Here is a 13,451-nt window from a genome sequence, read left to right as displayed (position 1 = left end):
ATTGCGGCGACCGATAAAAAAGTTTCGAAGCAGACATGTGTTCCTCACGCGGCGACGTCGGGAATAGGCAATCCCAGGATCTCGGCATGCTTGCAAAGCTTCTGCCAAGCTGCATCACCGACCGGCACGCCCTCTTCCAACGCCGAGCGGCGCTTTCGTGCGGCGCTGTCGCCCGGCATGCGAACGGGGCCATTGTTCCAGGGCGCCGGAGGATTGCTGCGGCATGCGGACGCGAGAAAGTCAGACTGCGCCGTAAAGGCATCCAGCCCGGCAAAAAAGGCGGGATCGATGACCTGAAGAAAAGCGCTTTGCGAAAACACACCGGACGAGGTGTTGGCCCGTCCCTTGCCGGAAAGCCCCTGCCCCAGCAATTCGACGATCAGCCCGAGCCCAAAACCCTTGTGCCCCTTCAGCTGGCCGCCAAGAGGCATCATTGTCCCGCCCCGTTCGGTCACTTCGCGTGGATCATCGGTCGGCTCGCCTGCGGCGGTGAGAGCCCAGGCCTCAGGAAATTTCTTGCCGGCCTTCGCCAGGTTTTGCGTCATGGTCGTGGTGGTGATCGAGGCCGAGACATCGATCAGGATCGGATCCTTAGACGTCGGGAAGCCGGCGGCCATCGGGTTGGGCGTCAGGAGCGGCTTCGTGCCGCCATAGGGCGCGACACGGCTCGCCGCGGGATGCGAGACCGACAGCTGCACGATCAAACCCCGTTCGGTCACCTGCCGCATGAAGGCCGAAAGCGCGCAGGTATGGTGGCAGTTGCGGATCGCGGCGGTGACGACGCCATGATCGCCTACGCGTTCGCAGGCCTGCTCGATCGCCTTGGTCAGCAGCCATGCACCGGGCAAGGATTTGCCGTCCCAAACAAAGGCTGCGCCGCGGTCATTGACGACCTCATAGCTACCCGACTTCGCCAGAGAGCCGTCTTCCAACGCCTCGACATACCAGTTCAAAAGGCTGACGCCATGGGTTTCGTGGCCGATCATGTCGCCCTCCACCAGCACGGCGGCAGTAGTTTCCGCCTTGTCGGGCTCCATGCCGGCGCGGGTCAATATCTGCTCGGCGAATTGAGTTAGGGCAACGCGATCAATCAGAGGCATAGGCATCTATCCGTCATGTCATGGAAAGCACGGGCCGCCGTTGGCGGCCGCCCGTGCCTAAGTTCGACAGACCAGCTTACTTGAAGCGGATCTGCGCCAGCTGCAGTTCGGAATTCGTCGCGATCGTCGGCTTGAAGTCGAGACGCGGCGAAACGCGGGTGAAACCGACCATGTGAAACATCGGGATATCCGCGATGATCTCGGTGTTAACCTTGGCGAAAAGCTCCTTCCAGAGTTTTGTGCGCTCGTCGCCGGTGGCAGAGGTCGCTTTGGCGATCAGGGCGTCGACAGCGGGATCGCGAACCATGGAGTGGGAGCCGTCGGTCGCATATTTCACAAAAGCGGTGAAGACGGGATCGCCGGTCGCATTATCGTGCTGCGACTGGGTCAGCGTCGGACCGGAATCGGCGACAAAGGGTGCAACGAAATAGCCGTTCCACACGGAGACGTCATACATGTCGAGCTTTACGTTCAAGCCGACTTCCTGAAGCATCGCCATCATCGCTTCCATCGCTTCAGTGGCATTGGGATATTGCCCATTGCGACCGATGATGCGGATCTCACGATCGACCGGGACACCGTCCGCTTTCGCCGCTTCGACCAGTCCCTTCGCTTTTTCGGGATCATAGGGCCAGGCGGGGATATCGGCATTGTAGCCGATCGTGGTCGGCACGACGAGCTGTGTCGCGATCTTCGCCTGTTCGGGGAACAGCGTTCCGAGCATCGCCTGACGATCGATGGCGAGGTTCATCGCTTCACGGATGCGCCGGTCGTTGAGGGGTGCTGCGCGCGTATCGATGCGCAGCGATGTCGTCTCCGAATTCGGATAGGCGAAATCGGTTTCCTTGTTGGTGGCATCCTGTACGGATACGGCCGGAACGATGTCGGCTTCGCCGGCATCGACCATGGCGGCAGCAACGGCACTGTCGGAGCGGAACAGATAGGTCGCCTGTTCCACCTGCGGCTTTTCCCCCCAATATTCCGGATTGCGCTTCAGCACGATCGACTGGCCGATTTCCCATTTGTCGAACGTATAAGGGCCGGTGCCAATCGGCCTGCGGGTGAATTCGTCTGCTGGCGTCGCCTCGGCCGATTCCACGGCCATAACGGTCATCAGAAGCGGAAGAATCGGCTGCGCCGGCTTTGTCGTAATCCGGATCGTGTTGGCATCCGGCGTCTCGAAGTTGAACTCGGTGCCGCCGAAATATTTGCCGCCGGTCTCACAGCTGAGCTTCTTGTTCTTGTTGCGCTCGATGGTGAACTGGACATCTTTGGCGGTGAACGGCTTGCCGTCGTGCCATTTGACATTCGGGCGCAGCTTGAACTCCCAGGTGTCGTCATCGATCTTCGACCATTCCGTGGCCAGGCGAGGTTTGAGGCCGCCATTGACGTAGTCGAATTCCACCAGCATCTCGTTGACGTTTTCAGAAATGACCCGGCCTACGTCCTGGCGCGCTGCCATACAGGGTTCGACGACATCGACGGTTTCGGCAAGCACAATAGTGACGTTGCTCTTGGCATCCTGAGCGTGCGCCGTACAGCCGCTCAGCGCGAGCACCGTTGTTGAAAAGCAGGCAGCTAACAAATGCAGTTTCATTTCGTTCTCCTCCCATGCGCCATTGGCGCTCCTCACAGTGAATCTGCGTCCCGTTTCCGGTGCTCCGGCATCTAGCTCCTCATAGTTCTACAAAGCACAAGTGCACTAATATACTAGTTAGCGACGACCTTCAACCCTGGCGCTCCGATGAGCGGAGCTCTCAACCGTGTCTGGAACGCTTCATTTTACCTGGCCGAAGCCATCAGTTCGCGCATCATCTCGACTTCCTCGTCGGTGAGATCCGTCAGCGGCGCCCGCACTGGTCCTGCCTCAAAGCCGCGCAACCGAACGCCTGCCTTGACGGCGGAAACCGCATAACCGGCTTTGCGATCGCGAATACGGGCAAAGGGATAGTAGAAATCGCGCAGCATCTGCTCACAGGCCGCGTCGTCACCGGCAAGGAATGCCTTGTGGAATTTCAATGCCGTTTCAGGCACGAAATTGAAGACCGCCGAGGAATAGGTCGGCATGCCGGCTCCGCGATAGGCCTGGGCAAACAGTTCATGTGTCGGCATGCCACCGATATAGGAAAGCCGGTCACCGAGCGCGATCGTGACACGGCGCACCGTATCGATGTCGCCGGTACCGTCCTTGAAGCCGATCAGATTTGGGCATTCGTCGGCAAGCTGTGCAAGCTGCTCGGCCGACACCCGCGCCTGGCCACGATTATAAACGATGACGCCCATATTGGTGGCCTTGCAAACGGCCCGTACACGCGCGGCGATGCCATCTGCCGGCGCCTCGGTCAGATAATGCGGCAGCAGAAGAATGCCGTCGCCGCCGGCCGCCTCGATGTCGCGCGCCATGTCGCAGGCAATGCGCGTGCCGTAGCCGCATCCGGCAATAACGGGCGCATCGCCGGACACGGCGCGGGCGGCTTTTACCACCTCAACCACCTCACCCGGTGTCAGCGAGAACAGCTCGCCGGTGCCGCCGGCAACGATCAGGCCGGCAACGGGGTAGGATGACAGCCATTCCAGATGCGCTGAAAACGGCCTGGGGGCAAACCGGTCCTCGGCATCGAAAGGGGTGACGGGAAAGGACAGCAGGCCGTTGCGAATGATCTCGCGAAGTTCCGTCGGGGCAATCAATTTGGCACTCCTCGGTTTCAGTTGCGCAGGTCTTGGGGCAACAGGTCGGCGGGGAAATTCTGGTAGGCAACGGGGCGCAGAAACCTGCGGATCGACATGGTCCCGACGCTGGTCGCGCCGAAATTGGTCGAGGCCGGGTAGGGTCCGCCATGCACCATGGAATCGACAACCTCGACGCCGGTTGGGAAGCCATTGACCAGCAATCTGCCCGCCTTCCTTTCGAGGATCGGCAGCAGGTCGCGGGCAAGGCCAAGATCGGCGTCGTCCATATGGATCGTCGCGGTCAGTTGTCCCTGAAAGCTTTCGGCAAGGGCGAGCATCTCTTCAGGCGAGCCGACGCGCACCACGAGGCCGAGAGGACCGAACACCTCTTCGCTGAGCGAGTGATCGGCAAGCCAGGCCGAGCCGTTGGTCTCGAACAGGTTCGGCGCGGCGTCGCGGCCGGCATTCTCTGCAGCGAGAACCGGCGCGACAGCATTGCTTGCCCGCATCCTGTCGACACCTTCGTGATAGGCCGTGGCGATGCCTTTGGTCAGCATCGTCTGCGGCGCCACCTTTTCAAGAGCTGCCTTGGCGGCACTGGTGAACTTGTCCGCCTCCGGCCCGTCGACGACGACGGCGATGCCGGGCTTGGTGCAGAACTGGCCGGCACCAAGCGTCACTGAACCGGCCCAGCCTGAACCGATTGCCTCCGCCCTGGCAGCGGTAGCGGCCGGCAGCAGGAACATCGGATTAACGCTGCCGAGTTCCCCGAAAAAGGGGATCGGCTCAGGGCGCTGGGCGCAAAGGTCGAAGAGCGCCCGTCCACCGGCAAGCGAACCGGTAAAGCCAACGGCTTTGATGGCCGGATGCGTCACCAGAGCCGTTCCGACATCACGGCGGCCGCCCTGGATCAGGCTGAAGACGCCGGCCGGCATTCCAGTGCGCTCGATAGCGGCTGCAATCGCCTCGGCAATGATCTCACCTGTGCCGGGATGGGCTGAATGTCCCTTCACCACGACCGGGCAGCCCGCGGCAAGCGCGGCTGCCGTATCGCCGCCGGCCGTCGAGAATGCCAGCGGAAAATTCGAAGCGCCGAAGACGGCGACGGGGCCGATCGGCCGTTGCACCAGACGGATCTCGGGGCGCGGCGCCGGTTGCCGATCGGGTTGGGCCGCATCGATACGCGCATCAAGATGCGCGCCCTTGCGGATATGGTCGGCAAACAGTCTGAGTTGGCCGGTGGTACGAGCACGTTCGCCGTTAAGTCGGCCCTCCGGAAGCCCGGTTTCCTGCGTTCCTATGAGGGTGACGGCCTCGCCGCGCTTGTCGATCTCCTCGGCTATTACCTCGAGGAAAATGCCGCGCTCCTCGCGTGTCGTTGCCGAAAACGCTACAAAAGCAGCTTCGGCAGCGCGGCAGGCGCGGTCGACCAGTTCCGTTGTGCCGACCGCAAAGTCATGTGCCTGCCCATGCGCCGGCTCGGACCGAAATGTCGTCGTTCCGGCAATCCACTCGCCGGCGATGAAATGCCTGCCTGAAGGGGTCCAGCTCATTGTTCTTCTCCTCGGCGGAGCCTCACTCCGTCCTGATGCGTGAAGTGTTGTCCAAGGTTGGGTCACCTTAGCGGCCGTTTGCCTTTCGCCATTCGGCAAAGAGCGTCAGATTGCTTTCGTCGGTGGCCGGGTAGAGGCCAATGATCGTATGACCTTGCTTGACGCGCTCGGTGACGAAATCCTCGTAAGCGGTCATCTCCACCGCTTCATCGGCGATCTCGTCGGCGATCTCAGCCGGGATGACGATCACGCTGTCATCGTCGCCAACCATGATGTCGCCCGGGAAGACCGCCACATCGCCACAGCCTATCGGCACATTGATGTCGATTGCCTCGTGCAGCGTCAGGTTCGTCGGGCTGGAGGGACGATGGTGATAGGCGGGGATATCGAGGCCGCCGATCGTCATGGCGTCCCGGAAGCCGCCATCGGTGACGACGCCGGCTCCGCCGCGCATCATCAGGCGGGTAATCAGGATGTCGCCGGCGGAGGCTGCACGCGGATCCTTGCGGCTGTCCATCACCAGAACAGCGCCTTCCGGGCAAGTCTCGATCGCAAGCCGTTGCGGATGTTTCGGGTTGCGAAAGACGTTCATCGCGTTGCGGTCCTCGCGCGCCGGCATGTAGCGCAGCGTGAAGGCCGGTCCGACCATATTGCGGCCCTTCGGCTGGACCGGCCGAACATCCTGGATCGTCTGGTTTCTCAGGCCGCGCTTGAACAGGGCCGAGCAGAGCGTCGCCACGGAGACACCCATCAGTTTTTCACGGGTTGCGGGATTCATATTTCCTTCTCCTCGTTCTCATTCAGACGCCGAAGCTGCGCGTTTCCGCGGTCCAGTCACGGGCTTTGCCCGTCAAGCTGCAACCAAGCCCCGGACGGGCCGGCACGATCATCCGACCGTCCTTGATATCGAGTTGTTCGTTAAACAGTGGCGCCAGCCAATCGAAATGCTCTACCCACGGCTCATGCGCATAGGCGGCAGCCAAGTGCAGATGGATTTCCATGGCGAAATGCGGGGCCAGGCGCATACGTTTCGCCTCGGCGTGTGTGCAGATACGCAAAAAGGGCGTGATGCCGCCGACACGCGGCGCATCCGGCTGAATGAAGTCGACCGCATCGGCCCGGATCAGCGCCATGTGCTCGTCGGCGCTTGCCAGCATTTCGCCGGTGGCGATCGGCGTGGCGAGTTCGCGTGCCAGTGCCGCATGGCCCTCGGCGTCATAGGCATCGAGCGGCTCTTCGATCCATTCGAGATTGAGCGGCTCGACCAGCCGGCCGAAGCGCAAGGCCGTCGTGCGGTCCCATTGCTGGTTTGCATCGACCATCAGCGGAACACGGCCATCGATATGGCAGGTCACCGCATCAAGCCGGCGAAGGTCGATCATCGGGTCCGGCTGTCCAACCTTGATCTTGATGCCGCCGATGCCGGAGGCGATCGAGTGATCGATGGCATCGCGGATTTCCTCGACGCTCGATGACAGGAAGCCGCCGGAGGTGTTGTAGCAGGCGACACTGTCGCGATGAGCGCCAAGCAGTTTTGCGAGCGGCAGGCCGGCGCGTTTTGCCTTCAGGTCCCAGAGGCAGATGTCGATGGCGGCGATTGCCTGGGTCGCGATGCCGGAGCGGCCGACCGAGGCCCCGGCCCAGCAGAGTTTGTCCCAGATGCGCGCGGTATCGTTGGGATCTTCGCCGATCAGGTTGTCGGCAAGCTCGCAGGCATGTGCATAAAGCGCAGGCCCGCCTGCCCGCTTCGAGTAACTGAAACCGAGACCGCTATGGCCGGCCTCGGAGACGATCTCGCAAAATAGAAAGGCCACCTGCGTCAGCGGCTTCTGCCGGCCCGTCAAAACCTTGGCATCACTGATCGGCCGCGCCAAAGGCAGGTAAACGAGCGACAGGGTGACCGATCGGATGGCGTCCAGCTTGGACGGACCGGCAGCGAAGCCAGCCTTGGGAGGCTGTGCGGGAATCGTACGTCGATCGGGATCAAACATCGTGGTGCCTCAGTTGATGGCCGGTTCCGGCGTCTTGCCACCGAATTCCGTGGTCAGGAAATCAAAGTCGCAGCCTTTGTCGGCCTGTTCGATATGGCCGGAGAACATAAAGCCGTAACCGCGCTCGTAATGCCGCGTCGGCGCCACCCAAGCGGCACGCCGCGCTGTGATCTCTTCTTCGGAAACCAGCATATTGAGGCTGCGTGCCGGAATATCAAGCTCGACCATGTCCCCCGTCCTCAGCAGTGCCAGAGGCCCGCCAATATAAGATTCCGGTGCGACATGCAGCACGCAGGCGCCGAAACTGGTTCCGGACATGCGGGCGTCCGAGATACGCACCATGTCGCGCAGGCCGAGCTTCAACAGCGCCTTCGGCATCGGGATCATGCCCCATTCCGGCATGCCCGGTCCGCCCTGGGGGCCGGCATTGCGGAGCACGAGAACCGTGTCCGGCGTCAGCGGATAGTCGGGATCATCGATGATCTTCTTCATCTCCGCATAACTATCGGCAACCAGCGCCGGGCCGCAATGGCGATGGAATTTCGGGTCGCAGGCCGCTGGCTTGATGACCGCGCCGTCGGGACACAGGTTCCCCTTGAGCACGGCCAGCGAACCTTCGTGATAGACCGGGTTCGACAATGGCCGGATAACGTCGTCATTGTAGATCTTCACCTGGTCGAGGCCGTCCACCAAGGGTTTGCCCGTGACGGTAATCGCAGTGGGATCCAGCTTGTCGCCGAGCTGCTTCATCAAGGCGCGCAAGCCACCCGCATAAAAGAAGTCCTCCATCAGGTAGGTCGAACCGGAAGGCCGGATGTTGGCGAGAACCGGCGTCGTGCGACCGATGCGATCGAGATCATCGAGCTCCAGCGGGACGCCGGCGCGCCGCGCCATGGCGATCAGGTGAATGATCGCATTGGTGGAGCAGCCGGTCGCCATGGCGACCGTGACCGCATTGTCGACGGCCGCGGACGTGATAATCTGCTCCGGCGTCAGATCCTCCCACACCATATCGACGATGCGGCGGCCGCAGGCCGCCGACATGCGCTGGTGGTTGGCGTCGGCAGCGGGGATCGAGGATGCGCCCGGCAGCGTCAATCCCATAGCCTCGGCGATCGCCGTCATCGTCGATGCCGTGCCCATGGTCATGCAATGACCGTAACTGCGGGCGATTCCGCCTTCGATGCCTTGCCACTCCTCCTGGGAGATCGTGCCGGCGCGGCGCTCGTCCCAATATTTGAAGCCGTCGGTACCGGAGCCCAGCGTCTTGCCGGCATAGTTGCCGCGAAGCATCGGGCCGGCAGGGAGATAAATGAAGGGAATGCCCATGCTGACTGCGCCCATGACAAGGCCGGGTGTTGTCTTGTCGCAGCCACCCATCAGAACGGCGCCATCGACAGGATGGCTGCGCAGCAGTTCCTCGGTCTCCATCGCCAGCATATTGCGATAGAGCATCGTGGTCGGCTTGACGAAGTTTTCGGAAAGGGAAAGAGCGGGCAGTTCCATGGGGAACCCGCCCGATTGAAGAATTCCCCGTTTCACCCATTCGGCGCGTTCACGGAAATGCATGTGGCACGGCTGCGCATCGGACCAGGTATTGATCACCGCAATGATAGGCTTTCCCTGCCAATCCTCCGGCGCGTAACCCATCTGCATGGTCCGCGACCGGTGGCCGAACGAGCGCTGATCATCCGGCAACATCCATCGGGCGGACCGCAATTGCTCGTAGGTTTTCCTCGCGGTCACGGCTTTCTCCCACCTTTTCGCTTGCTTATCTCAGCGTTTGGACCAAACTGATATTTTAGTTTGACATATATATCAATGGAAAGTTTGCGTTCTTGTGCATTAGGTCGTGCAAAGCTATGAATGGAGTCGAAAAGGACGCCTCATATGAATTCCCAATTTGCCTCCACATTCGGCCTGACTGCACCCGGTTTTCCGGTCGTCGCCGGCAGTACGGTCCAGCGGGTCTATGATGATCTGCGAAAGCGCATCATCACCATTCAGCTGCCGCCGGACACCACGCTGTCGCGCACCGAACTTACAGAGACTTATGAAGTCAGCCAGACTCCCATCCGTGACGCATTGCAGCTTCTCAAACAGGAGGGTCTGGTTCGCATTTATCCGCAGTCCCGCACTGTGGTGACCAGGATCGACGTCCTGCAGATTTACGAGGCACATTTCCTTCGCGTTGCACTGGAAACGGAGGTTTGCCGCCGCCTCGCAACCGATCCGGATCCTGATCCGAGCGTCATTACCCGCGCCCGGTCGATCATCAAGATGCAGTCGGCAGTCGCCGACGACGCCGATCAGATTGCGATCTTCCAGGAGCTCGACGAGCTCTTTCACCAGACATTGTTCGCAGGCGCCAAGCGCAGTAGCCTCCACCAATTGATACGCGAGCGGTCCGGCCATCTCGAGCGCATTCGTCGTCTGCATCTGCCCGAGAAGGGCAAGATCGTCAGCATTCTCGATGGGCACCATGCCATCATCGATGCCATTGCCGCTCGCGACGAACAGGGTGCAGTCGATGCAATCCGCGAGCATCTCAGCCGCACCGTCGCAAAAGTGGAAGACCTGCGGAAGGAGTTCCCGGACTACTTCGTCTGATCTGCGGCGCCGTGGGTTCCACTCGGGTCAGTTGACCGGCGTCAGCAGCGGCCTGCCTGCGAAGAAGGCGGCAAGGTTGTCGACCGTCAATTGCGCCATCCTGTCGCGCGTTTCCTCGGTACCGCTGGCGTGATGGGGATAGAGCACAACGTTGTCGAGCGCTGCGAAGCGCGGATCGGGATTGGGTTCGTTGAGGTAGACATCGATGCCGGCCGAGGCGATCCGCCTTTCCTGCAAGGCCTCGATCAAGGCCGGTTCGTCGACGACGGTGCCGCGGGCAATGTTGATGAAGCTGCCCGTCGGTCCGAGCGCATTCAGCACGTCGGCCGAAATCAACCCTTCGGTCGAGGGACCGCCCGGGGTCGCGACGATCAGGATATCGGCCCAGTCCGCCAGTTTTACCGGCGCGTCGAAATAGGCAAAATCGTTGCCGGCTTTCTTCGTCCTCCCATAATAGCCGACCGTCAGCCCGACAGCTTCGCATCGCTTGGCAATGGCCATCCCTATGCGGCCGAGGCCGACGATCCCGGCCTTCTTGCCCGAGGTCGACGTCGTCAGCGGCATCATGCCTTTCTGCCCCCAATCGCCGGAGCGCACATAGCGATCGCCTTCCGGCAGGCGCCGGCGTGCCGCCAGCATCAGAAGCAGTGCCATGTCGGCAACGTCATCGCACAGCACTTCGGATGTGTTGGTGAGCTTGATGCCGCGCCGGGTCATCGCCTCGACATCCATCTGGTCGTAGCCAGCCGAGGAACAAGCGGCGAGCTTTAATGCCGGCAACTTCGAAAGCAGGGCTTCGTTGATCGTCACATGGCCGTTGCAGACCAGCGCGGAAGAGATCGGGCCGGCTTCCTGCAAGAGAGCCTCCCGATCTTCGCCTTTGACAAGATCCAGCCGGTGCAGCGTGTAGGTCTCCTCCAGCATCGCCATCTGATGGGGCCGGAGCGGATAGGCGACGATGACATCGGGCTTCATGCGGAAACGAGTCCTTCCTGTCGTTGGCGGGCAGCGCGTCGAGTGGCCTGGATCTCCGGATCGGGATCGAGGCTCGCGGCAAGAAGCGCCTGTGTGTAGGGGTGGGAGGGCGCGTTGAAGATCTGTTCCACCGGACCCTCCTCGACAATCTCGCCGGCCTTCATGACGATGACGCGATCGGCGAAATCGCGAACCACCGGCAGGTCGTGTGCAATGAAGAGGTAGGACAGGCCGAATTCGCGACGCAGGCCCTCAAGCAGGGCAATCACCTGTGCCTGGATCGACACGTCGAGCGCCGAAACCGCCTCGTCGCAGATGATCAGTTTCGGCTCCATCGCCAGCGCCCGGGCAATCGCGATGCGCTGGCGCTGGCCGCCGGAAAACTGATGTGGATACCGATCGGCCATATCCGGTTTCAGGCCGACCTTGACCAGCAACTCGGCCACTCTCTCCTTCCATCTCGCTTTCGGCAGGATATCCGGGTGAATGACCCAGGCCTCCGAAATCAACCGGAACACGCTCATTCGCGGGTTCAGTGACTGCGTCGGATCCTGAAAGACCATCTGCAAATCGCGACGCAGCCCGAATATTTCTCTCGGGGTCATCGCAAGCAGATCGTTGCCGCGGTAGAGAACCTGGCCCTCCTGCGGATCATCGAGGCGAACGATCGCCCGGGCAAGAGTTGACTTACCGGAACCGCTCTCGCCGACAACGGCAACCGTTTCGCCGGGCATGATGACGAAATCCACGCCCTTCAGCGCCTGGAATGCGCCAAAACTCTTTTTCAAGCCAATGGCGCGCAGCAGCGGTTCGCCCTGCCGGTCACGCTCCTGGGCCATCGCACCCTTCCCCGGTGCGGCGGCAATCAGCTTCTTCGTATAGGCGTTCTGCGGGTTGCGATAGACTTCGGCCGCATTGCCGGTTTCGACGACGCAGCCGGAATTCATCACCACGACCCGGTCGGCGATCTCGGCAACGACGCCCAAATCGTGGGTGATCAGCAACAGGCCCATGCCGGTTTCCTGCTGCAGCTCCTGCAGAAGTTCGAGCACCTGCGCCTGCACCGTAACATCAAGCGCGGTGGTGGGTTCATCCGCGATCAGGATATCGGGCTTGCAGGCGATCGCCATGGCGATCATCAGGCGCTGCCGCTGGCCGCCGGAGAACTGGAACGGATATTTTCGCATCGCCGCCTGCGGATCGCTTATGCCGACGCGCCCGATCAATTCGAGCGCCCTCTCGCCAGCGCGTTCCGCCGACTGACCATGCGTCGTCATCATCTCGGTGATTTGCCAGCCGACCGGATAGACCGGATTGAGGTGGGCGAGAGGGTCCTGAAAGATCATGGCGATCTTGGCACCGTTGATCGAGCGCCGCTCCTCGGGCGTCATTTTCAGCATGTCGCGGCCGTTGAGGAGAATTGTGCCGCTGGTGATCCTGCCGGGTGGCATGTCGATCAGGTTCATGATCGCCGAGGCCGACACGGACTTGCCCGAACCGCTTTCCCCAAGGATCGCCAGCGTCTCGCCGCGATCGAGATGCCAGCTGACATCCTGCACCGCCTTGACGGTTCCGCTGGCGGTGTGGAACTCGACCGAGAGGTCACGCACTTCCAAAAGATGTTCAGCCATTTTTCCTGCCCCTCATTTCAAGGCGCCAGCGTTGTGTCGGATCGAGCGCGATGCGCAGCCAATTCGACAGAAGGTTCAGCGACAGCGTCGTCAGAATGATTGCAAGGCCCGGCCAGAAGGAAAGCCACCAGGCATTGGTGAGATAGGGTCGTCCTTGAGCAACCATAAGACCCCAGGTGATCTCCGGCGCCTGAATGCCGATCCCAAGAAACGACAGCGAGGATTCCGCCAGCATGACGAAGGCGAAATCCAGCGTCGCGATGGTCACCAGCGTGGGGAAGATCACTGGCAGGATGTGATGGAAGACAATGCGCCAATACGATGCTCCCATGACCTTCGCCGCCTGCACGAACATCCGCTCGCGCACTTCCAGCACTTCGGCGCGCGTGGTGCGCAGATAGATGGGAATGCGGGTGATCGCCAGGACGAGGACGATATTGGTGACCGAGGGCTCGAGCATGTAGAGCACGATCACCGCCAGAAGCAGCGACGGAAAGGACATGATGACGTCGCCGAGGCGCATGATCCATTGAGCCGCGGAGGAGCGGCTGTAACCTGCCACCAGACCGAGCGCCGTCCCGACGACGGATGATGCGAACACGGCTGCCGCGGCAACCAGGATGGTGTTTTGCGACGCCACGATGACGCGGGCAAGAAGCGGCCTGCCCAGCGCATCGGCGCCGAGGACATAAAGCATTCCGCGGGTGATATCGAACGGCGGCGCGTTCCGGCCCCGCAGGTTCTGCTTGGTGGCGATGGCCTCCAGCAGGAACGGGCCAAACAGCGCACAGAGCAGAACGATCAAGAGGAACAAAGCCGCGAAAAAAGCGAGCTTGTCCGCCCACAGCATCGTCAGCCAACGCCCGATCGGGCCGCTTGGTTTTTTCTCGGCGAGGATTTGTGTGTCGGCCATCGTCATCG

The 13,451-nt window shown here is 61.4% G+C and carries 11 protein-coding genes; 1 reads left to right on the top strand and 10 read right to left on the bottom strand.

What is annotated here, in order from left to right; translation table 11 throughout:
- Positions 1–44: 44 nt before the first annotated feature.
- The 7 genes from B5P46_RS03385 to araD form a co-directional block, all read right to left on the bottom strand.
- A complete protein-coding gene (locus B5P46_RS03385; RefSeq protein ID WP_129417468.1) occupies positions 45–1,106 on the bottom strand; it encodes an Ldh family oxidoreductase in 1,062 nt (353 codons plus the stop codon).
- Positions 1,107–1,176: 70 nt separating this feature from the next.
- Positions 1,177–2,697: an ABC transporter substrate-binding protein gene (locus B5P46_RS03380; protein ID WP_129417467.1), complete on the bottom strand. Its 1,521-nt coding sequence runs from the start codon at positions 2,695–2,697 to the stop codon at positions 1,177–1,179.
- A 185-nt stretch (positions 2,698–2,882) separates the two neighbouring features.
- A complete protein-coding gene (locus B5P46_RS03375; RefSeq protein ID WP_129417466.1) occupies positions 2,883–3,788 on the bottom strand; it encodes a 5-dehydro-4-deoxyglucarate dehydratase in 906 nt (301 codons plus the stop codon).
- 17 nt (positions 3,789–3,805) lie between these two features.
- Positions 3,806–5,323, bottom strand: coding sequence for an aldehyde dehydrogenase (NADP(+)) (locus tag B5P46_RS03370; RefSeq protein WP_129417465.1), 1,518 nt, complete (start codon positions 5,321–5,323; stop codon positions 3,806–3,808).
- A gap of 67 nt (positions 5,324–5,390) precedes the next feature.
- Entirely contained in the window at positions 5,391–6,101 is a 711-nt protein-coding gene (locus B5P46_RS03365; protein ID WP_025397389.1) for a ribonuclease activity regulator RraA, read from the bottom strand.
- A gap of 22 nt (positions 6,102–6,123) precedes the next feature.
- Positions 6,124–7,314 (bottom strand): L-talarate/galactarate dehydratase, encoded by a 1,191-nt coding sequence (locus B5P46_RS03360; protein ID WP_129417464.1) that lies wholly within the window; start codon positions 7,312–7,314, stop codon positions 6,124–6,126.
- A gap of 9 nt (positions 7,315–7,323) precedes the next feature.
- Positions 7,324–9,060, bottom strand: coding sequence for an L-arabinonate dehydratase (gene araD / locus B5P46_RS03355; RefSeq protein WP_129417463.1), 1,737 nt, complete (start codon positions 9,058–9,060; stop codon positions 7,324–7,326).
- Between the two features lie 144 nt (positions 9,061–9,204).
- On the opposite strand from araD, the gene B5P46_RS03350 reads away from it, so the two are divergent.
- Positions 9,205–9,924 (top strand): GntR family transcriptional regulator, encoded by a 720-nt coding sequence (locus B5P46_RS03350; protein ID WP_128403317.1) that lies wholly within the window; start codon positions 9,205–9,207, stop codon positions 9,922–9,924.
- A gap of 27 nt (positions 9,925–9,951) precedes the next feature.
- On the opposite strand, the gene B5P46_RS03345 is transcribed toward B5P46_RS03350, so the two are convergent.
- Genes B5P46_RS03345 through B5P46_RS03335 form a run of 3 tightly spaced genes read right to left on the bottom strand, consistent with a single transcriptional unit; the run spans position 9,952 to position 13,449 of the window.
- Positions 9,952–10,899 carry a 2-hydroxyacid dehydrogenase gene (locus B5P46_RS03345; RefSeq protein ID WP_129417462.1) on the bottom strand — a complete coding sequence of 316 codons (948 nt, stop codon included), beginning with the start codon at positions 10,897–10,899 and terminating at the stop codon, positions 9,952–9,954.
- A complete protein-coding gene (locus B5P46_RS03340) occupies positions 10,896–12,530 on the bottom strand; it encodes an ABC transporter ATP-binding protein (protein WP_129417461.1) in 1,635 nt (544 codons plus the stop codon). Before B5P46_RS03340 ends, B5P46_RS03345 begins: the two co-directional genes overlap by 4 nt.
- Complete coding sequence (locus tag B5P46_RS03335) at positions 12,523–13,449, bottom strand: ABC transporter permease (RefSeq protein ID WP_206735301.1); 927 nt, start codon at positions 13,447–13,449, stop codon at positions 12,523–12,525. The genes B5P46_RS03340 and B5P46_RS03335 overlap by 8 nt, the downstream gene beginning before the upstream one ends.
- Positions 13,450–13,451 lie beyond the last annotated feature (2 nt).

It is taken from the genome of Rhizobium leguminosarum (genome assembly GCF_004123835.1).
Taxonomy (GTDB): Bacteria; Pseudomonadota; Alphaproteobacteria; order Rhizobiales; family Rhizobiaceae; genus Rhizobium; species Rhizobium leguminosarum_M.
The sequence above is the reverse complement of the archived record's forward strand: the minus strand, read 5'-3'. Positions and strand labels throughout refer to the sequence as shown.

Coding starts and splice junctions, on each gene's coding strand:
- B5P46_RS03385 (WP_129417468.1), bottom strand. CDS start 1,106: ATGCCTATGCCTCTGATTGATCGCGTTGCCCTAACTCAATTCGCCGAG.
- B5P46_RS03380 (WP_129417467.1), bottom strand. CDS start 2,697: ATGAAACTGCATTTGTTAGCTGCCTGCTTTTCAACAACGGTGCTCGCG.
- B5P46_RS03370 (WP_129417465.1), bottom strand. CDS start 5,323: ATGAGCTGGACCCCTTCAGGCAGGCATTTCATCGCCGGCGAGTGGATT.
- B5P46_RS03365 (WP_025397389.1), bottom strand. CDS start 6,101: ATGAATCCCGCAACCCGTGAAAAACTGATGGGTGTCTCCGTGGCGACG.
- B5P46_RS03360 (WP_129417464.1), bottom strand. CDS start 7,314: ATGTTTGATCCCGATCGACGTACGATTCCCGCACAGCCTCCCAAGGCT.
- B5P46_RS03350 (WP_128403317.1), top strand. CDS start 9,205: ATGAATTCCCAATTTGCCTCCACATTCGGCCTGACTGCACCCGGTTTT.
- B5P46_RS03345 (WP_129417462.1), bottom strand. CDS start 10,899: ATGAAGCCCGATGTCATCGTCGCCTATCCGCTCCGGCCCCATCAGATG.
- B5P46_RS03340 (WP_129417461.1), bottom strand. CDS start 12,530: ATGGCTGAACATCTTTTGGAAGTGCGTGACCTCTCGGTCGAGTTCCAC.
- B5P46_RS03335 (WP_206735301.1), bottom strand. CDS start 13,449: ATGACGATGGCCGACACACAAATCCTCGCCGAGAAAAAACCAAGCGGC.